This is a genomic window from Paenibacillus sp. Y568 (assembly GCF_059445545.1).
Genome location: NZ_JCAIUM010000010.1, coordinates 43,657 through 65,039, shown reverse-complemented (window position 1 = coordinate 65,039; position 21,383 = coordinate 43,657). Strand labels below are relative to the sequence as shown.

The following is a 21,383-nucleotide window of genomic DNA, read 5'->3' as shown; positions in this document are numbered from 1 at the left end:
GAATTCTGTGTTATATGGTTAGGCTACAGATGACTCCATCTCTGACTTGTCCTTGTTCTTCACTGCATGTACTATAAAGAACGCGATACCAATTACAGCTGTACCCGTTGCTAGCCACGCGACGGGTATGAGTCCACCTCCATCATATAAGAGACCCATGGTATAAGGCCCTATGACCCTTCCAACAGCTCCAACCCCACCACTCAGTCCAATGTAGAAAGGGGCAGCTCGTCCCGCATGATCTGAGATAAATGCCGGCATAGCAGGAGATATTAGCATCTCCCCTAACGTTGCTAACACCATAGCCAACACCATTCCAGTGTAATTATGTGTTATTAAGATCACCATGTAGGATAATAGATAGAATACAGCACTCATTGTCATTTGTGATGAAGATGATTTCGCTAGCCATCTTTTCAACAAACTGATCATCGGTTGAGCTGCAAATATTAGCACACCATTTAAAGTCCATAGGAATCCATACATTTTCTTTGGAATACCTTCAGAGATAATAAATGGGGATACCCCCGAATTCCATATCGAATTACCTAACAATATGAATAATGATCCTATACCCATGTATAGATAAATACGTGTGTTTCCAAGTAATCGCCATATACTTTCATTTGCGTTCGCTGTATTTCTTTTATCTAGATGTACTTCACCTTCTTCATGATCAAGACGGTTCAAGTACGTAAGAAAAAATACAGCAAATACAGCTGAAGTCAGACCATTCGCAATAAATGTTAGCTTGTACGAAATGTCGGCTAGAAATCCACTCAGAGCAGTCCCTAAGGCTACTCCAATATTGTTAGCTACGTAAATAATATTAAACAACTCTCCACGTCGGTCGGCAAATCGAAAGCCGATAAAGGCTTGAATAGCTGGTAGAGATAAAGCATTACAGAAACCGATAAACCCCATTAGTGCCATATAGAAATACCAGTATTGACTGGTCACTGGCAGTGCAAATAGTCCTAACGCATTCAGAACTAATGATCCTACAATAAGCTTCTTCACGCCTACTCGATGATACAGTGATCCTCCTAGCAATTGTCCTATAATTCCACCTAATGCCTGAATTAAAATAACAAGGCCAGCATCTGCCATATTATGTCCCAATTCATCGAATACAAACATCGTTGTTAAAGGCCACATCAGTGAACTTCCCGTGGAATTAACTAGACTTGCTATTAGAAACACTTTTACTTCTTTCGGGTAGCCTTGTAACATTTTCATATTTTGTTTTCTCCCAGATGATTATTCATTAATTCACTATTTCACTGCCGTTTCACTTCAACCGTTGTTGAGAAAAAGGTAGCTCCCTCTCCCATATCTGCTAGTCGATCTGGTGTTAACACGTTAGCACGTTGTCTCCGTCCATTCTTCTCCCACCATAATCCTTGACTAATCACAGTGCCTGGAAGCATTTTGTCTGTAATAGCAGCCTTCAATTCGTAACATCCACGGGCATTGAATACAACCACATCCTCTTGATCTTCAATCCCTCTTTCAGCAGCATCTTCTGGATGTATTTGCAATGTCGGAGCTTTTTCAATGTTCTGAAGTTTCTCCACATTGGCGAAAGTAGAATTAAGGAAGTTATGATTCGGTGGTGAGATAAACATCAATGGGTACCGGTCAGTCACTCCTGGACGTCGTTCTCCGTCATACCCTTCTTGAAGGGGTACGTAATCAGGAAGTGGGGGCAACCCCGCTTCTCTCATTGTGATTGAGTATAGCTCTATTTTACCTGATTCTGTAGGTAGATGTTCAAGGAAGGATCGTTGCTGCGTCATATCCAGCTTCACGAATTGATGCTCTTTCAGAGCTTCAAGTGTCACAGCGTTCAGATACGGGTTAGATGGATAGTGTAACGCCTCGGTAATCATATCCTCTTCGGACTGGCTAAATGCCTTTTCATCCAGACCCATAGCCTGACCTAATAACGAGAATAGCTCCATATTGCTCTTACTCTCACCTTCGCTAGGAATAATCGGTTGTTGCAAATGAATATACTGGTGCCAGTATGAACTAAAGAGATCCGTACTTTCAAATGATGATGTCGCTGGTAACACAATATCTGCATACTTCGCCGTATCTGTAAGGAATAAGTCATGTACGACGGTGAATACATCCTCACGAGCGAATCCACGCTTCACTCGATCTGCATCAGGAGCGACAACCACAGGGTTACTACAATATACAAACAACGCCTTAATGGGGTTCTCCTCCCATTCCAGTGCCTCAGCAATACGATTCATATTGATAGTACGAGCCTTAGGATTAGGACGTAGATTAGGTCGCTGGAGCTTAGCACTGTTCATCTGTGCATACCCTCCATTAGATCTCGCTGCTCCTCCACCCTGTCTTAACCATTGTCCTGTCAGTGCAGGCAGGCATGAAATGCTCCGTACGTTCATCCGCCCATTGTGCTGTTCGATTACGATGTACATCAATCACAATCACCTTAGCGCCTCGTTTGCGAGCTTGCTCAGCTAATACTACTTGATGCATATTGGTACTAATAATGTTACCACCCCAGACGATAATTACATCGGCATTCACCGTATCCTCTGGGCTCGTCCCTCCATTAAAACCCATCGTATATCTCCAACCTGCTGTTCCTGCAGAGTTACAGATGGACTGTTTCAATCGGCTTGCTCCAATGGCATTAAAGAAACGACGGTCCATTCCCTCTACACTTAGAATCCCCATGTTTCCATAGAAACTGTAAGGCAGGATCGACTCTGATCCATAATCACGAATGCACTGTTGCAAGCGGCTTGTAATCTCACTAACGGCTTCCTCCCAAGAAATACGCTCGAATTGGCCTTCACCCTTACTACCAGTCCGTCTCATTGGATGTAATATCCGTTCGGGATGATACACGCGTTCTGTCATGTTTCTTACTTTATTACAGATCGATCCCTTCGTGATCGGATGATCTGGGTTACCTGTAACCTTAATAATCTTGCCCTTCTCCTTATGCAGTAGCAGACCACATGTATCCGGACAATCGAGCGGACATACCGCTGGAAACACACCATTCTCTTGCTCGACCATTTCTGCTGAACTCCTTTAGCGTTTCTTCTCATATACGTCCATCTCATATTTCAATATAATCTATCATAAATCTACAACTTCATTTCCGCAAAGAATAACCTCTATATTTCATAAAAATGTAGATAATCTTGTTTCAACTCCTATTGAACAGGGTAAAAATTCACAACAGCATATGAACATGATTCATCATGCTATTATTCAAAGGCATGAACAATCACATCAAATTAGCCATGCGTAAAAGTTTCGTCCCCCGGACTTTTAACATGGCTAATTTGTTATGTGCTATTCATGAACGTAAAAAGGTCGATCCATCCTAATATGATAGGACAAGATCGACCATTGTCTTACTATATAACATGAGGGCAGTGGACACCTAAGCATGTTTCCGTGATACATTCGCTTTAGGGATATCATTCTTTAATGTGGTATTATAAGATGCATTTGGCTCACGTAGATAGGCTACCCAATAGGCCGCAGCGACAAAGATAACTCCCCCAACTAAATTACCCAGCCAGACCGGGATGAAATTCATTACGTATTCTCCCCACGAATAATAACCTGCAAAGATAGCTGCTGGAATAAGGAACATATTTGCCACAACGTGCTGAAATCCAATAGCTACGAAGGCCATGGTAGGGAACCAGATCCCTAATATTTTGCCACTTATATTATCTGCTCCATAAGATAACCATACTGCTAGAGCAACCAACCAGTTACAACCAATCCCAGAGACGAAGGCTTGTAGAAAAGTAACATCTAATTTGTGTCCCGCCATATCCACTACTTTCTCTAAGTACACACCCGTTTCTGTTAGTCCAACGATATGTCCGAAGAAGTAAGCGACGAATACAGCTCCTACGAAATTACTCAATGTAATTAAAACAAGATTCTTTACTGTCTCCCATGTTGAGATCTTCTTCGCCATACGAGCGAGTGGCACCGCCATCATATTACCTGTTAACAGTTCACCACCAGCCAATAATACAAGAATAAGTCCTACAGGAAACACCGATGCTCCTATAAAATTAGTAATGGAACTCCATTCTTTCGGCGCTCCAGAAATAACTCGAATATCAAGTAGGAATCCCAGTGCAATAAACGCTCCACCTAAGAAACCAAGAACCAGCATCGTAGCAAGCCGATTATGAGCTTTTTTTGTCCCGTTCTCAACTGTCACTTCAGCAATTTGCTGAGGTTTATAATAGGCCATAATCCTTTCACCTCTATCCAATATAGTTAAAATCTAATCTATTTATTATAATTGTAACGCATACGTTTCAATTCTAAACGTAATAATTGTCACAAAAAATGAACATAAGTGAAAGTTTTCACAAAATAGTTATAGATTCATGAAAGTGATTAGGATCACTTTCGTTTTTCCATACAATAACACCCCTTGGATCTGTAATCCAAGGGGTGTTATTTGCTCATATAAGAATTCTATCGCTAGTTTGATGAATCCGTCATTCTAGACCAACGCAGGTTCTTCCTTCGCTATAGCAGGCAATGCCTGTAGTCCAACTGTGTTCAAGAAATTCCATGGTTTATTATAATGAGGTTGGAAGAAGAAGTCGATGAATCCAAGCTGATCGACTGTCATCCGATTCTGAATACATACCGAGATCGTATTGATCGATTGGGTTAAATCCACCTTCGACATCAACTGGGCACCCACAATACGGCGTGAGTCTTTTTCAAATACAACCTTTATCGTTACACTTTCTGATGTTGGCATAAATTCAGGGCGGTAATGGTCAGTCATACTCACGGTCTCAACCTGTAGTCCTTCATCTGATGCGGCTAATTCAGTCAGCCCTGTAGCTGCGATATTATCTTCATATATTTTGATACCTGAAGTTCCCTGTGTTCCCATGTAAGGAATTGTCGGAGCCATTAAGTTACGAGCAACAAGCGTTCCCATACGTACAGCATTGGTTGCTAAGGGGATGTAAGCATGCTTTCCTGTCGGATTGTAGTGGATCGCACAACTATCACCTGCAGCATATACATCTTTCTTACTTGTCTGCATATAGTCATCCACGATAATCGCACCATTCGGTAACATATCCACTTGTCCTTTGAGAAGTTCCGTATTTGGACGGAAGCCGATACAGAGAATGACTAGATCCGTTTCATATTCACCTTGTGTTGTAATGACTTTGCTCACCCGACCATCTGTTCCTTCAAAAGCAGTTACGGTCTGATTCAATGCAAGCTTAATGCCCTTATTCTGAAGTGTATCCTGAATGGCATCTGTGAATTCAGGGTCTAAATATTTATTGAGTATTCGATCTACACCATCAATCAGCGTCACTTCTTTACCATTCATCTGAAAAGCTTCTACTAATTCCACGCCAATGTAACCTGCACCCACTACGGTTATGCGTTTTACTTGACTAGCCTTTTCAATAATGGTGTTGGAATGATTGTAATTCTTGGAGAGCAAGATATTATCTAACTCAATGCCTTCAAGTTTCGGAATGATTGGCCATGATCCTGTCGTCATAATTAATTTATCATACGTATCTTCAAATTCTTCACCGTTCACCAAGTTACGTACAGTAAGTCGTTTGCTATCTGTATCAATACCTGTAACTTCATGACGCATCTTGGTATTGACCCCTAATGCAGCTAATTCTTCTGGGGAAGAGTAGAACAGACCATGTGGGTCTTTCACGACACCTCCTACATACAATGCGATTCCACAAGATAAGAAAGATATATTATCATTACGTTCATAAACGGTAATTTCTGCTTCTGGATATAATTTAGCGGTATTTACGATTGTTGCTGTCCCAGCGTGAGTACATCCAATGACTACTATTTTCATGATTTGTTCCTCCTCCAAGTTGGGTGCTCTCTATTTCTAAGCGCTACATTGTGAATTTATTCACCTTATGCCCTTTATTATAGTGTGATATTTTTCACATTGCAAGGGATGTTGTTAAAGTTTTCACATTGTTCACAATTGCTCCTCTCCTTTAAGCGTGCGGACTTATAGTATTTAAGGGGAATCGTTCGTGACCAACTACGAAAATAAGTGATGAATATCATATCCAAGATACGGCTGGTTACTTACTAAATCGGCTATTTTAGTGTGACATATTACAGGTATATATATTCAAGGTAAAAACACAAATAAACCGATTCTGACGAGTCGGCTTGTTTGTGTAACTATAATAAGGCATGATATTAAAAATAATCTGAAAAGTATGGATGTTCATTCCGTATTAATTTCTCAAGCAGAAGCACGCTTGCATCATCACATTGCATACGGCCGATTCTTGCAAGATACGTAGGACGTTTGTAACCCATAAACATCGTTGTCATTGTGGGGATATCGATAGTAACAGAAGGTTTGCCTCCACCTTCCTTCAAGTACCCCTTCCCCGCTTTATCCACCGTTAATGTAAAGGTGCCCTGATTCCATTCGAGCATTGGATCATGTAAGTTGAAGACCACCTGACAATCCGTTTCTTGAATTTGGAACGGGTACTGCTCGATGAAAAGACCGACATCCACAATCCGAGCCATATAATATGGAGCTATAGTTTCTTTAATATCCCCATCATCCAGTATGAACGCCAACGGCTCGTCCTTATAAATATCTCCCTTGACCAGTGTGATCATCGAAAAGTGAGCACTGATGAAATTCCACAATCCTGTGCGAGCCTCTTCATCTAAGTACACCATCTCTTTAATATGAAAGACTTCCTCCGCTATCCAATACAACAGATACCCCGTTGGCTTCTCGTTGCCATCATAATAAATAGCTACCGTCATATCATCCAAATCCCAGCGCAAATACTCTTCCCATGCCAGTTCATTCCGAAGCATTGCCCCATGATTTTGTAGAGCATACGCCTCATAAATCGTCTTGATATCCGGATGTTCCGTCGTAACCCGATCGACATTACCTGGAACCATCTTCAGCTTCGGAAGCTGCGTATCTTGGACTTCAAAAGAAATTTTATCCGAGATGATCTCCCACCCTTTACGCCGGTAATACGGAATCGAATAGGGATATAGGTAGGAAATCGATTGTTTACGATCACGCATATTGCTTAATGCATGTAGCATCAGCTTGTTCATTAAGCCCAAATTGGCATATTCAGGATAGGTCCCAACACCTGTCAGTCCCCCCATCTCATAAATTTGACCGAATAGGTTCACTTGGAAAGGGTAAACAGCAAGTTGGGAGATGAGTTTATCGCCATCAAACCAGCCTAATACATCGGCATACTTCAATATGGGTAACTTCGATTGTGCAATCTCTCTATTTTCCCAGCCAAATGTTTGCAACTCACGGTTGGTCACTTGAAAAACATAACGCAGCAAATCATTAAACTGCTCCCCGTGTATCGTTTCGACACTCTTTAATTTGAGTCTGTCTTGCAACTTACGGCGATTCATCGGTTATAACCCTCCATTTGTTTAACACAATACACATTAGTCTTAGTCTCTATTCCTACACTGTAAACTATACAAAGGAGACAGAATCTCCATGTCTTTCTACTCTACGCAAATAAGCCACTCCTTTGGTAGACGGTTTATACCCCTACAACAATCCAAATGAGGTGACCTCTTAAAAATTCTACCATGTTCTCAATAAGGGTTCAATCTCACCTATAGCTTACACTTTAAACACGATTTAATAACATAGTAACGTCAAGATACTTCTGTTAACTCCATAACTTTACAATGACCTTATTCCTTAGCAATTAAAAAAAGGCTTATATCTATAGGACTCCCCTAAAGTATAAGCCTTTCATCGGTATCTAATACTATATCAATCCTGTAATTGCGCCATGCTCATCCATAGACATATACTCAGCTGCAGGAGACTTCGGTAGTCCTGGCATCGTCATAATATTTCCTGTATGAACTACAACGAAGCCTGCTCCAGCAGACAAAGAGATATCTCTAACATGCATCGTAAATCCTTCTGGAGCACCCAGTAGACGGGGCTGGTCTGAGAAGGAATACGGGTTTTTGGCCATACATACGGGCAGAGCACCATATCCAAGTCGATCAATCTCTGCAAGCCCCCGTACAGCGGATGGAGAGAAGGTCACCTGAGCACCACGATAAATCCTTTGTACAACCTTCTCAATTTTCGATCGAATATCCAATTCATCCGCATAGAGTGGAGTAAAGTTCGAAGCCTCCCTATTCAACAGTTCAACCAAGGCCTCAGCAAACTTTATAGTACCCTCACTACCTTCGGCCCAAGCCTTCGATATTTCTACTCGTATTCCAAGCTCATGACAACGTTGCTGTACTAGCTCTATTTCCTCAGAGGCATCTCCTGCGAAATGATTAATCGCTACCAATACAGGAACACCAAAAGTATGAATGTTCTCGATATGTCTCTCCATATTCAATAGACCTAGCTGCAATGCATCCATATTAGGACGGTCGAGTTCCTGTTTCGATACACCCCCGTTATACTTGAGGGCTTTGATGGTAACAACAAGCACAGCCGCCGATGGTCTCAGTCCGGTTTGACGACACTTAATGTCAAAAAACTTCTCAGCGCCCAAGTCAGCTCCAAACCCAGCCTCGGTTACGACGATTTTCGCCATTTTCAATGACAATCTAGTCCCCACAACACTACTACATCCGTGTGCAATATTGGCAAAAGGTCCCCCATGGATCATGACAGGTGTACCTTCTAATGTCTGAACCAGATTAGGCTTTATAGCTTCCTTAAGAAGAATGACCATCGCTTCTACCGCTCCCAATTGAACGGCTGTCACAGCTTCTCCTTCTTCGTTATATCCAATCACCATTCGACCCAGTCTATTACGTAAGTCAGACAAGTTCTCACTTAGACATAGAACAGCCATGATCTCCGAAGCCGTCGTGATGAGAAAACCAGACTCCTGCACCTGACCATTGCCATCACCAATTCCCGTCACAATCTGACGCAAGCTTCGATCATTCATATCCATCGCGCGCTTCCAGTTCATTCGTTTCGGATTCAACCGAAGGCTGTTTCCATGAAATATATGATTATCGATCATCGCAGATAATAGATTATGGGCAGATGTTATCGCATGAATATCCCCTGTAAAATGAAGATTAATGTCATCGGCAGGGACAATCTGTGCCTTTCCACTTCCTGTTGCCCCACCCTTCATACCGAAACAAGGCCCCAATGAAGGTTCTCTAAGCGCAGCAATAGTGGGTTCACCTATAGCATTTAACCCTTGCGCAAGGCCAATCGTAGTCAACGTCTTCCCTTCACCTGCAGGCGTAGGATTCATAGCCGTCACAAGAACTAATTGACCGTCGGGGCGATCTTTTACCTCTTCCCATAACGTGGGATTAATTTTACTTTTATATTTACCGTACAATTCTAGATGCTCCTCACTAATTCCTATAGTGCGAGCAACTTCGATAATAGGCTTCATGTTCTCAGGTAACCCCCATTAATGATCTGTAGTCTTACTCTATCTTTCTTTAAAAATGGACAATCACTATTGTAACTGAAAGAAGCAGAGAAATATATGTTACTATTCTCAGACTAATCTTAGTATGAAGGAATCAGATTAATACTTTCATCCTTATATCTTAAAAAAAAGAAAGGCCTACCTTTGGAAGGTAGACTTTCATGTCATTCGTATCATATTACGTATGAAATATGAATTACAGCAACTCTTTCATCGCCTGTATCATCGTCTCAGGAGAAGTCTTAGGCTCGAAACGCTCAACAACTTGTCCATCACGATTAACCAAGAATTTAGTGAAATTCCATTGGATGGCACTATCCTCGCCAACACCGGGTTGTTGCTCTTTCAAATATTGAAATAATGGATGTGCTCCTTCACCATTCACTTCAACTTTTGCGAATATCGGGAAGGTTACACCATAGTTCACTTGGCAGAAGGATTCCGCCTCTTCACTACTACCTGGTTCTTGAGCACCGAATTGATTGCATGGGAATCCTAAGATTTCCAACCCTTGTTCACGATATTCCTTGTACAGTTTCTCGAGATCACCATACTGCGGCGTCAACCCACACTTGCTCGCAGTGTTGGCAATGATAAGCACCTTACCTTTATACTGGTCTAATGAAACGTCTTTGTCAGCCGGAGTGACTGCTGTAAACTCGTATACGGACATCCTAGTTCCCCTCGCCTTCTTGTCATGATAGATTATACGCCATTCAAATGGTAGTTGAATCTATCTACTTTCATCATATAAGAAATAGCCACAATATCCAAATCTGAGGAATATCATGGCTATGATGATCTATATGTAATTATGCCTTCGTTGTAGCCATAATCTCAGCCTTCTTGGCTTCTCGTTGTTCTCGGGTAAGTTTGGGACATACATAACAATAGACACATTCACCGATTCGATAAGCCTGACAACATGAAGGTCTCACCCAATAGGGTTCGGATGGGTTATATGGATTATCTATTTCCTTAAACTTGATATCAAAGGGATTTCGTTTACGATGAAATATCTCTGACGACATCTCTTTTATGTAAAGATAGTCATCCTCAATACGAAGCAGATCTGCTTCATCAGATACCATGGATATCATGTTCTGTTTGAAATTCCACAACGTTAGAGGTAACTGCGCCCATAACTGTCCTATCGGTGCCTTTCCCGCTTCTGCCATACTCTCCATCAATGGGCGTAGCTCACCCCCATAGAAGCGATCCAGCGTAGCATTACGAAACTCCTTATGCTGCTCATGATCAGGTGTATGTTCCGTTGCATCATTCAACTGAAAAGCGATATTGGCATAGCCATTTCTCTTAATGATATGAACCGTCAGATTAGCAAGAGATAAGTCTAAGTAACAATTACATACAGAGACCATATATTGTTGTGCAATAGATAGACCCCGAATCCAGTTTGCAAAAAACGTCGCTGCTGCATTCAAATCTTGCGCTTGGAGAAGTTCACCGAATACCTCCAGAAACATTTGAGCTTCCTCGGGGTCTGTAAGATCCATAGCGGACTTCGTTAGAACCGTCTCTTGAGGAGCGATTATCGTGACGTTCCCATATTGTTCAAGCAACTTATAATCGATCGGTAACACATTACCCCTCCTGTCCGAGATACATCCAGCCACAAAAGCAGCATTCAAGGATTCTATATATATTTATATTTATATTTATAATTTAATTATCGTTATATTTAATTTCCTGAAGCTTTACGAATGCTATTCGTACGTCGTTCATTCCTATGTGAATCTAATTCCTGTTGATTGAAGTCATATACTTCATGTTCTACAGCCGGTTGGCCTATTAATGCATAAGGAAGACACAGCGGAAGACCCGAGCGCGGATCTTTAACAATATCAGCTTCAATCCCAAATACTTCACGTAAAACCTCTACCGTCATGACCTCAACTGGAGATCCACAAGCTACTGCATTACCTTGTTTAATAGCAATCATATGATGAGCATAACGAGAAGCATGATTTAAATCATGCACTACCATGACGATAGTCCGTTTCGCTGTTCGATTCAAATGCTCTAATAGGTGCAGCACTTCTAACTGATGGGCCATATCCAGATAGGTCGTAGGCTCATCGAGAAATAGAATGTCTGTATCCTGAGCCAAAGCCATGGCAATCCATGCACGTTGACGTTGACCTCCAGATAGTTGATCAATCGGACGATCATGAAAGGCTGCCATCCCCGTAACCTCGATCGCCCACTGTACCATTTCCTTATCTTCTGCTTGAAGAGACCCGAATCCCTTCTGGTAAGGAAATCGGCCAAAAGAAACAAGTTCCGTGACAGTTAGCCCTTCCGGTGCCGTTGGATTCTGTGGGAGAATAGCCATTTGCTTGGCTACCTCTCGCGTTGACTGCTTATGAATGGATTTACCATCCAGTAGAACTTGCCCCCCTGTGGGTTGCATAATCCGAGCCATAGCTTTCAATATCGTTGATTTGCCGGAGCCATTAGCTCCAACAAGTGCTGTTATTTGTCCATCAGGAATTTGTATATTTAAATCTTCAACAATGGTTCGGTTATCATATGATAATTGTAATTGAGCCGTATTTAGTCGAAACAACTCTTCACCCTCTTCATAGACAAAGATATTTTAATGCTATAATTAATATGATATTGAGAATCATTATCATTGTCAAGTCTTATTATTAACGCATACAAGGATATTCCCGGAATACCTAGGAATATCCTCAATGTGGTGTTATTTATTCACTGTAAAAGTTAGTCTAATGATTGCGCTTGAGATAAGCCAAAAACCTCTGAAATGAGGCGAAAAGACTGGAGTTTATCCTCAAAATCATGAATTATACTGGCGATCATAATCTCTTGCGTATTATAATCTTCACAAATTTGTAAAATCTGCTGTTTCACTTGCGATGGATCTCCTACGACCACACGCTTCCGATTCTCTTCAATACGAAATCGATCATAGGGGGTATAGGTGTATTTCAGAGCCGTCTCTACAGAAGGTGTCCCCGTCGACTTCGTGCCCCTCTCCATCAGAACTAATGAAAGATCCATACTTGAAGCAAGCCTATTTGCTTCTTCCTCCGTATCTGCACAGACCGCAAAAATGGCAACCATCGATTGAGGTTCACTGAACACGTTAGATGGTTTAAAGTTCTTCTGATAATCTTTCATGTATTGACTACCACCTTGGCCATTGATGAATTGAGCGAAAACATACCCCGCTCCACGTTCGGCCGCAAGTACCGCACTATCACCGCTTGATCCAAGTAACCACATCTCAGGTACGGTATCAACCTGGGGTTTCGCGATCAGACCGGCATAACGATGGACTTCACTTAAGGAGTCATGAAGATAAGCAATTAAATCATCTAATTTATCAGGATATCGATCTATCGTTCGGTCGAGCCCTTCCTGAAGTGCTTGTGTCGCAAGGGGCATCCCACCCGGAGCACGCCCTAGTCCAAGGTCAATACGCCCTGGATATAGTCCCTCAAGCAGACGAAAGTTCTCTGCTACTTTATACGGACTATAATGCGGTAGCATAACGCCACCTGCACCTACACGTAACGTTGATGTCTTAGCCGCTAAATGTGAGATTAACACTTCTGGACTCGATCCCGCTAAGTTATCCTCGAAATGATGTTCGGACACCCACAATCTGTGAAATCCCAATTTCTCAGCTTCCTGAGCCATGATAGAAGTCTGAGCAAGTGCTTCTAGCGCTGTGCTTCCCTCTGAGATGGTAGATTGATCCAACATACTGAGCTTTATCATACCTCTTCAAGACCTTTCCTCAAAAATAATGAATATATTATAACATCGAGTTTCAAATTTACTCTATGCATTGTTTCACTGATAATTAGAGTGTGCCTACAATGGCTGCTCATAAGATATTCCTTTGACCGAGAAAAAACTTCTTTATTATATGAATGGTAATACGTTAATATATGATAATAAAAAGCCCTCTCTTTAATACCAAGAGAGGGCACGTTCCATGCATGTCCTATTTTTCATGATCTGTGGATACTTTACGAGGAGGCCTGAGCCAACTTCACTAATAAATGGGACAAATGATGTTGCTCTTCCGAAGTACCTACCTTCCAAAGTTCCTGCAAAAGTTTCTCTTCACGGTTACGTGGTTCTTGTGTGTCAGAAAGATATCCTGCCACTTTCTCAGCTGTCGAGGCTAATTCCTCATCACTAAGGCCAATAGACTTCCCTAGTTTAATTCGGGTGCTTAAATAGTCCTTGAACGATTCAAAATCAGAGAGAATACCATCCATATGGCTATCACTAATTCGGTCTAATGCATTATCAACTTTGTTCATATCTAACTCGCCATCTTTATTTACCACGTGATTATGTTCAGACATATTGATCCTCCCTTGTTGATTTATGGGTCACCATTTATTTAGCCATGTCACAAATTCATGAAACAATCATTGTTATCATTTGCACCTTATTCGATCCGTATTCGACAACTTTGCCAATCATCACCTTCACAAACATGCGAAAAATGTCGATATATAGTTAGTTAGCGTTCATTTCAGTGTACAACCATCATTTCATTTTGTTTATATACGGAGGAACTAGCATGGCAAATATTATAGTAGTTGACGATTCTCTATTTATGCGACAGATACTGAAGGAACTCATCACAGGAATGGGGCACGTTGTCATCGGAGAAGCAGAAGATGGATATGAGGCTGTTTTGAAATATTCTGAATTACGTCCTGATATGATCACTATGGATATCAACATGCCTAAGATGAGTGGAGTTACTGCCCTTAAGGAGATTCTAAAGATTGATCCAGCAGCTAAAGTCCTCATCTGTTCTGCTCTCGGTCAACAATCAATGATAACCGAATCTATTCGCGCAGGTGCCAAAGACTATGTTATAAAACCTATTCAAGATGAACGCGTTATGGAAGCTATTAAAAAAGTTCTTGAGAGTTAACATGGACTAGGAAATCTTGATTGAAGTGACAGGATATCTTTATGCTTCATGTACCAAATCCTGTCCTTCTCAGCTGGGTTTAGAGTTTAGAGTTTAGAGTTTAGAGTAGTGTTTTGTGTATGAGTTTTGTGTAGAGTTCAGAGTTCAGAGTTCAGAGTTCAGAGTTCAGAGTTCAGAGTTCAGAGTTCAGAGTTCAGAGTTCAGAGTTCAGAGTTCAGAGTTCAGGATTTATTATCCCCACATCTTCCTCATTCTTTCCACATTCCTTTTCCACACTTTCTCATTCTCTTCCATACCATCCCCATAACTCTCCATACCTTCTCATTCTTCCCCATACCATTTTCATAATTTCTCATTCCTTCCCCATACTCTCCATACTCTCCTCATACCTTCTCAATTGTCCGCATTCTTCACTACTATTCATTCTTATACCTTCTTACACCACTAATATGTTCTATCTGATATCACCTTCCAGTTGATCTATATAAACAAACTTCCATATATATTATAATAATTACACTTACTGGGACTTATTTACCAGGGCTGAATTCATCTACTGGTGGGATTCATCGAGGCTGAGTTCATTTAGCGGGAAAACTGTAGCTAGAATATTTCCTGAGCGTAGATTAGCCACATTAGCAGGAGAATTTACTGCTAATCGTCATCATGTCCTTCAAGTTCACCTTATAAATTGCTTCAAGTCACCTTCCACTTCATCAAGCTCGTCTTTCTTATCATCAAGTACTAATTTCGCGGCAGTATTGCACGAATGTTGCTGATAATAAAAAAAGAAGGGGATAAATCCCCCTCTCATTTACGTTACATGGTCTTATTTTTTGCGTGAATATCCCTTACCGCCGCCACGTGTGCTACCACCGCGTGCTTCGCCTCCGCGTCCGCTTCCACCACGGGCTCCGCCCCCGAATGTGCTACCACCGCGTGCTTCGCCTCCGCGTCCGCTTCCACCACGGGCTCCGCCCCCGAATGTGCTGCCACCGCGTGCTTCGCCTCCGCGTCCACTTCCACCACGGGCTTCGCCCCCGAATGTGCTACCACCGCGTGCTTCGCCTCCGCGTCCACTTCCACCACGGGCTTCGCCCCCGAATGTGCTACCACCGCGTGCTTCGCCTCCGCGTCCACTTCCACCACGGGCTTCGCCCCCGAATGTGCTGCCACCGCGTGCTTCGCCTCCGCGTCCATTACCACCGCGTCCACTACCTCTGCGATTCCCGCCATCTTTGTTCTGCCATCCAGAGGTCTGTTTACGGCCCGAAGACTGCCCACGACTACTCAAGTCGCCTCCGTCACGACTTCCTCTAGATGCTTTGCCTGCAGCACTAGATAAGTTCATCTTCTTAAATTCACTTTTACCATCATGATTTTCATAACGTAATTTCTCAATCTTATGGCGGATTTCAAGCTCAATACGTTGAACTTCTGGTTTATCTTTAGGATCAGCTAATGTTATAGCAAGACCTTTGTCACCGGCACGACCTGTACGGCCAATACGGTGGATATAACTTTCTACATCATGTGGGATATCGTAGTTAAAGACGTGTGTGATCCCTTCAACATCCAACCCACGTGCCGCTACATCCGTAGCTACTAAAATGTGCAATTTAGCTTCACGGAATTTTTTCATTACGCCTTCTCTTTTAGCCTGAGAAAGATCGCCGTGGAGCTCGTCCGAATTATATCCAGCTTCTCGAAGGGCTTCGTTAAGCATCTTCGCACGACGTTTTGTTCGACAGAACACAAGAGCTAAATAGGGATTATATTCATTAATCATACTAAATAGCGCCGCTTGTTTATTACGATCAGAACACTCTATAACCACTTGACGAATATGTTCAAGTGGAACGAGCGAATTCTCGCCTTTAATAATGATATCTTCGGCATCTGTCGTATAAGCACCCGCGATTCTCTTGATCTCAGCCGGCATGGTTGCGGAGAATAACATCGTTTGACGACGATACGGAAGTGCTTGAATCAACGTCTCTACGTCGTTCAGGAACCCCATATGAAGCATTTGATCTGCTTCATCCAAGACCAACATCTTCACGCCACCAAGATCCAACGTGCCACGTTCTAGATGATCTAACAACCGACCTGGTGTTCCGATAATAAGATGACGTCCACCTTCAAGTTTGCGAAGTTGCTTCTCAACATCCTGTCCACCATAGACAGCAAGGATCTTGACCTCAGTATTCCGTGCTAACTTACGTGCTTCTTCCGTTATTTGTAGAGCTAACTCACGTGTTGGAGCTACAATTAATGCCTGAGGAAATTGTCTATTTGGATCAATCTTCATCATGATCGGTAGCAAGAATGCCAACGTCTTCCCTGTTCCAGTACGAGCTCGCGCGATAACATCTCGTCCTGCTAGAAGCAATGGAATGGCTTCGTGTTGTACTGGTGTTGGTTCTGTAATTCCTTGATTATAAATAACCTTATCTAAATCCATCGAAATGCCTAAGTCTTGAAATTTGGGCAAATCTTTCACCTCGTTCTATTTATTTTATAAGATGAATGTGTCAACCCAGTTCAAATAGGTTAACCATCCATCTCTAATTCATACAAACCGCCATACCAATCAAATAACGCAGTCCTTCGTGCCGTAAGTTACACCATAATAATACATCGATCCCTCATTATGAGTAGTATCCATTTCATTACTGTGTACTCCACTGCTCATTGTATTGGATGTCTGTTAATAGCTCATGATTAGGAATAATACAACTCGTTCCCATCCACATTGGCTCGGATACCTTAAGGGTTCCATCCAGGCCACCACATCATACGAAAATCTGCACAAAAATACATAACGTCTAAAACCGGATACCTACGTCTTATAGAATCTAATCCCCATTGTAACACGCCAGCACGTAAGTAGAAACGGCTTCACCATCCCTAGAGGGTAGTGAAGCCGTCTCTACTTGAGTTAAAGCCAAAAGATTCGCGAAAACTTAACATTTCCGGTTATTATGAATGCCCCAAGAGACTATCCATCCTTCTTATCTCTTAGAATCTTCCGGATTTAAATATCCCATACAGCAACCATAACACCATAAGTAACGCAACAATAAATCCAATACCAATCACAGGGAGCTGCCACAACACGGAGGATTGATTGTTCATAGCAGACCCGATAATAAGCCCTACCATAATAATGCTGAAGGCCAACAATACGATACTCATAGAGAGCCTATTACTGATCTGATCCATCTTACGCATTAGAGCTTGAAGCTCAGGTATGCTAATCTCGACCTTCAACTTTCCTTTACTGATGAGCGCTGACAGCTGACGAGCTTGTCCGGGAAACTCTAAGAACCCCTCAATCAAACCCGTCACTCCCCCAATAAACTTCTTCTGAAGGCGTCCCGTACTGTACCGTTCTTTCAATAATTTCTTACCAAAAGGTTCTGCCATATCTATGATACTTAAAGATGGATCCAACTTCTCCATTACACCTTCCATCGTCAGTAACGCTTTACCGAGAAGTGTTAGATCCGGTGGGATAATAATCTGATGATGTCTCGCAACTCCAAATAGATCATTCAGAGCCTTTCCCATACTGATCTCAGAGAACGGGATATCATAATACTCATCCCTTAATCGATCCAGATCAGCTCGTAGAGCCGAGATATCGCCGTTTTCAGGAAATAATCCTAATTTTAGAATGGCACGAACCATACCATCCGTATTTTTTCGCATTAGAGCAATAATTAGAGCAGATAATTGATCCTTCATATCTACACTTAGACGACCCACCATGCCAAAATCAATAAAAGCAATGCTTCCATCCTTTTGGACCAAAAGATTACCCGGGTGAGGGTCCCCATGAAAGAATCCTTCAATGAAAATCTGCTGAAGTATACCGTTTGTAACACGCTCCGCGATTTCCTTGAGATCATATCCTTTATCTAACAACTGCTCTCGGCGACTCAACATGATGCCGTCGATATATTCCATCGTAAGCACGCGTGAGGATGTAAACTCCCAATATATACTCGGGATATAGATATGTTTATCGTGCTGGAATTGTAACGCAATTTTCTCCGTGTTACGTGCTTCCTGGCTATAATCTAATTCTGCTAATATCGACTTGGATAATTCCGCTACGATGCGAGTTAGTTGATATTGCTTAGCCCATTCCCAGCGTTTCTCCGCCATAGCAGATAAACTACTAATAATATCTAAATCACGGCTGACCATCTTCACAACACCAGGGCGCTGAATTTTGATAGCTACGGTCTCGCCCGTTCTTAACTTTCCTCTATGAACTTGCCCTATGGATGCTGCTGCAATAGGTATATCTTCGAACCAAGATAATCCTTCTTCGATCGCTATATCTAACTCCTGCTCAAGGATACCCCGAGCGATCTCCGAAGAGAAAGCGGGCACTTGATCTTGAAGTTTCACTAACTCCTGAATAACGCCCTCTGGCAAAAGGTCAGAACGTGTACTCGCGATTTGACCCAGCTTGATAAACGTAGGGCCCAAATCTTCCAACACATGCCGAATTCGTTCACCAATCGTCTTCGTCTCCACGGATTCATGCGTAATCCAACGACGTGGGAGCGTAAGAACCTGGAACAGTTCAAGTTCTTCCACCATATACCCGAAGCCATGACGTATGAGCGCCATGGCAATTTCACGGTATCTTCCTGTATGACTAATACGCGCAGCCATTATTCAGCCTTCGGAGTTTCCAATTCCGCGATTCTGCTCTCTAATGTAGCGATACGCTGTTCAAGTTTAATCAGATCATCTCCAGTAGGGACATGAAGTTCTGTGAGAAGACGGTTCACCTGCTCATGTATAAGAGACTTCAACTGACTTTGTTCTTCCTCTCCCCGTTCGATAAGGCGAGTAACCAATGCCCTAGATTCGTTGGGTGCAAGTTCACCACGAGCCACGAGGTCATCCACAACTTTCTCCACTTTCTCTTTACTTACCATTGTGAGGCCCAACCCTAAAGAAACAGCCTTCTTAAATAAATCACTCATGTTTATTCCTCCATATCTAAGATATATATTAGAATCAGTAGCGTATGTGGAAATGGATTAACTTTATTTTATATAGAATTTTTAGCGAGACGTCCACTGTGCTGCTTGAAGAATCAACTGTCGTATTACAGGTTGTTTAAAGGACGGTTCATGATGTCCAGCCATAAAGACCGTTACACGTCCAAGGCCGTACGTATGTGTCCAGGCTGCAGGATGCCACTTGTCATCTAACTTATACTCCAGCAGAATCTGCTTCTCCGTTAATGAATCAAATTCAAATTGAAATGGTTCTTCTTCCATTTCAAAAGGTTCTACACCCGCCGTTATAGCATGTTCTTCGTCACTAGGACGGAAAGATAAAGGTTGATAATTGGGGTGTCCAATAAGCTTACCCCCCATTAACTGTGCTAACTCATATCGGTCTCCAAGTGAAATGCCATTATGAATGATCAATAACCCACCGCCGTGGCTTACATATGACAACAACCCTGCCGTCTGCTGTGGCGAGATTTTCTCATCCCATAAATCGATATAGGAAATACAAAGATCGAACTGTTGAATGTTATTATCTAATAACATGTTTTTGTTCTCACTACACTGTACAGTCATAACATCATTCAATATATGGCTAATTTGTGCATCTACACCTTGTAAAGGGTGAAACTTCGGATGTGTATAATCTCCAAATAACAAACATTTTTTATTCGTATTCATTTATTTATTCCTCCTAATATTACCCGGGTAACGACCGTTAAGTGTAATCTACTCAACACATGTTCTCCCATTTAGTCCTAGCTTCGTAAAAGCTGCTATTAGATATTCTCCTCTTCGTGCCTATTTCACATACAATTCTTATCTCATGCCTCTAGCGATCCAGAGGTTATAAAACGGTAATATGTAATATAAATCCATTTTATATAGAATATCAAAATGGTACAAGCCTTTCGGCTGTACCATTGGAAGCTACATTGTGGTCATTTAAGTATAGCACTTCATCTTTAGAATTGTTTCTTATTCTTCATCAGTAACAGCCACTTCGCTCTCTGATTGAGAAGCAAAATACCGCCCTAACTCCACCATCATACTACCCATACGTTCTTCTTCCGGCATTATAATACGCTGAATTCCTTCTTCTTTCAGCGCTTGAGCTGTAACTTTACCTACAGCTACTGCCACGACCTTATTTTCCAATGCATTAATCAATGTAGTCACTTCATTATGTTCCCGGGCATACTCCATCAAGAAGCGGAACTGTGGTGCACTTGTAAAGGTAACCGCATCGATTCTAGCTTGTACGATATCCTGTATGAGTTGTTCCAAATGTTGTTCTTCAGGTTGCTCATGACGATAAGGAAGTATTTGTTTCGTTGTTGCTCCCTGCTCATCTAACCATTTCGTAAGTTTGGGTGCCGAGTCGCCATGGAGTTGTAAGATCACATTAGCACCTCTTATATCATATGACTCAAAGGAACGAATTAGTCCCTCACTACTCCCATCATCATCTCTAATAACAGGTGTCAATTGACGCTTTTTCAACGCATTCACTGTTTTGTATCCTCTGGCCGCAATGGATGAAGTGGACAGAATTTCTAGGAATTTGTCTTCTATGCCCATATTCTCAGCCATAGCAAATAGAGCTTCTAAACCCATACCTGTCGTTAAGATTACCCATTCTGGCGGATTCTCAATCCATGAAACTAATTCCTCACGAATCTTGTCATTATCTAGAAAAACGGTTCCTTGTGCCGGGCGATAAACGGGCGTCCCACCCATATTTTCTATTAACTTACCCATTTCAGCTACTTTACGAGAGGCAGCTAGAGCTACAACTTTACCAATCATCTTCTGAGACATCTTCTTATCCTCCCATCATCTTAGAGGTACAACCATTTATGTGAA

The 21,383-nt window shown here is 42.0% G+C and carries 16 protein-coding genes and 1 pseudogene; 1 reads left to right on the top strand and 16 read right to left on the bottom strand.

What is annotated here, in order from left to right:
- Positions 1–18 precede the first annotated feature (18 nt).
- From AC1D7X_RS15260 to AC1D7X_RS15210, 11 genes and pseudogenes are all read right to left on the bottom strand, one after another.
- Complete coding sequence (locus AC1D7X_RS15260; RefSeq protein ID WP_495475541.1) at positions 19–1,239, bottom strand: MFS transporter; 1,221 nt, start codon at positions 1,237–1,239, stop codon at positions 19–21.
- Between the two features lie 41 nt (positions 1,240–1,280).
- A pseudogene (locus AC1D7X_RS15255) lies at positions 1,281–3,066 on the bottom strand (molybdopterin-containing oxidoreductase family protein).
- A gap of 373 nt (positions 3,067–3,439) precedes the next feature.
- On the bottom strand, positions 3,440–4,276 hold the full coding sequence (locus tag AC1D7X_RS15250) for a formate/nitrite transporter family protein (RefSeq protein WP_495456780.1): 837 nt from the start codon (positions 4,274–4,276) through the stop codon (positions 3,440–3,442).
- 258 nt (positions 4,277–4,534) lie between these two features.
- Positions 4,535–5,896 (bottom strand): FAD-dependent oxidoreductase, encoded by a 1,362-nt coding sequence (locus AC1D7X_RS15245; RefSeq protein ID WP_495456781.1) that lies wholly within the window; start codon positions 5,894–5,896, stop codon positions 4,535–4,537.
- 362 nt (positions 5,897–6,258) lie between these two features.
- Positions 6,259–7,479, bottom strand: a complete 1,221-nt coding sequence (locus AC1D7X_RS15240) for a GNAT family N-acetyltransferase (RefSeq protein WP_495456782.1) — start codon at positions 7,477–7,479, stop codon at positions 6,259–6,261.
- A 371-nt stretch (positions 7,480–7,850) separates the two neighbouring features.
- Positions 7,851–9,482 carry a formate--tetrahydrofolate ligase gene (locus AC1D7X_RS15235; RefSeq protein ID WP_495456783.1) on the bottom strand — a complete coding sequence of 544 codons (1,632 nt, stop codon included), beginning with the start codon at positions 9,480–9,482 and terminating at the stop codon, positions 7,851–7,853.
- A gap of 235 nt (positions 9,483–9,717) precedes the next feature.
- On the bottom strand, positions 9,718–10,194 hold the full coding sequence (locus AC1D7X_RS15230; RefSeq protein WP_495456784.1) for a glutathione peroxidase: 477 nt from the start codon (positions 10,192–10,194) through the stop codon (positions 9,718–9,720).
- 139 nt (positions 10,195–10,333) lie between these two features.
- A complete protein-coding gene (locus AC1D7X_RS15225) occupies positions 10,334–11,125 on the bottom strand; it encodes a hypothetical protein (protein WP_495456785.1) in 792 nt (263 codons plus the stop codon).
- Between the two features lie 98 nt (positions 11,126–11,223).
- Complete coding sequence (locus AC1D7X_RS15220; RefSeq protein ID WP_495456786.1) at positions 11,224–12,111, bottom strand: ABC transporter ATP-binding protein; 888 nt, start codon at positions 12,109–12,111, stop codon at positions 11,224–11,226.
- 158 nt (positions 12,112–12,269) lie between these two features.
- The gene (locus AC1D7X_RS15215) at positions 12,270–13,292 is read right to left on the bottom strand and encodes an LLM class flavin-dependent oxidoreductase (protein WP_495456787.1); all 1,023 of its coding nucleotides are present in this window, start codon (positions 13,290–13,292) and stop codon (positions 12,270–12,272) included.
- 254 nt (positions 13,293–13,546) lie between these two features.
- Entirely contained in the window at positions 13,547–13,891 is a 345-nt protein-coding gene (locus AC1D7X_RS15210) for a DUF3243 domain-containing protein (protein WP_495456788.1), read from the bottom strand.
- A gap of 221 nt (positions 13,892–14,112) precedes the next feature.
- Here AC1D7X_RS15210 and AC1D7X_RS15205 point away from each other — a divergent pair, with 221 nt between their 5' ends.
- Entirely contained in the window at positions 14,113–14,475 is a 363-nt protein-coding gene (locus AC1D7X_RS15205) for a response regulator (RefSeq protein WP_495456789.1), read from the top strand.
- An 829-nt stretch (positions 14,476–15,304) separates the two neighbouring features.
- On the opposite strand, the gene AC1D7X_RS15200 is transcribed toward AC1D7X_RS15205, so the two are convergent.
- The 5 genes from AC1D7X_RS15200 to AC1D7X_RS15180 form a co-directional block, all read right to left on the bottom strand.
- A complete protein-coding gene (locus tag AC1D7X_RS15200; RefSeq protein ID WP_495456791.1) occupies positions 15,305–16,969 on the bottom strand; it encodes a DEAD/DEAH box helicase in 1,665 nt (554 codons plus the stop codon).
- Positions 16,970–17,496: 527 nt separating this feature from the next.
- The gene (locus AC1D7X_RS15195) at positions 17,497–19,167 is read right to left on the bottom strand and encodes an ABC1 kinase family protein (protein ID WP_495475540.1); all 1,671 of its coding nucleotides are present in this window, start codon (positions 19,165–19,167) and stop codon (positions 17,497–17,499) included.
- Entirely contained in the window at positions 19,167–19,484 is a 318-nt protein-coding gene (locus tag AC1D7X_RS15190) for a phasin family protein (RefSeq protein WP_495456792.1), read from the bottom strand. The genes AC1D7X_RS15195 and AC1D7X_RS15190 overlap by 1 nt, the downstream gene beginning before the upstream one ends.
- Positions 19,485–19,565: 81 nt before the next feature.
- A complete protein-coding gene (locus AC1D7X_RS15185; RefSeq protein ID WP_495456793.1) occupies positions 19,566–20,198 on the bottom strand; it encodes a ThuA domain-containing protein in 633 nt (210 codons plus the stop codon).
- 297 nt (positions 20,199–20,495) lie between these two features.
- The gene (locus AC1D7X_RS15180; RefSeq protein ID WP_495456794.1) at positions 20,496–21,338 is read right to left on the bottom strand and encodes a uroporphyrinogen-III synthase; all 843 of its coding nucleotides are present in this window, start codon (positions 21,336–21,338) and stop codon (positions 20,496–20,498) included.
- Positions 21,339–21,383 lie beyond the last annotated feature (45 nt).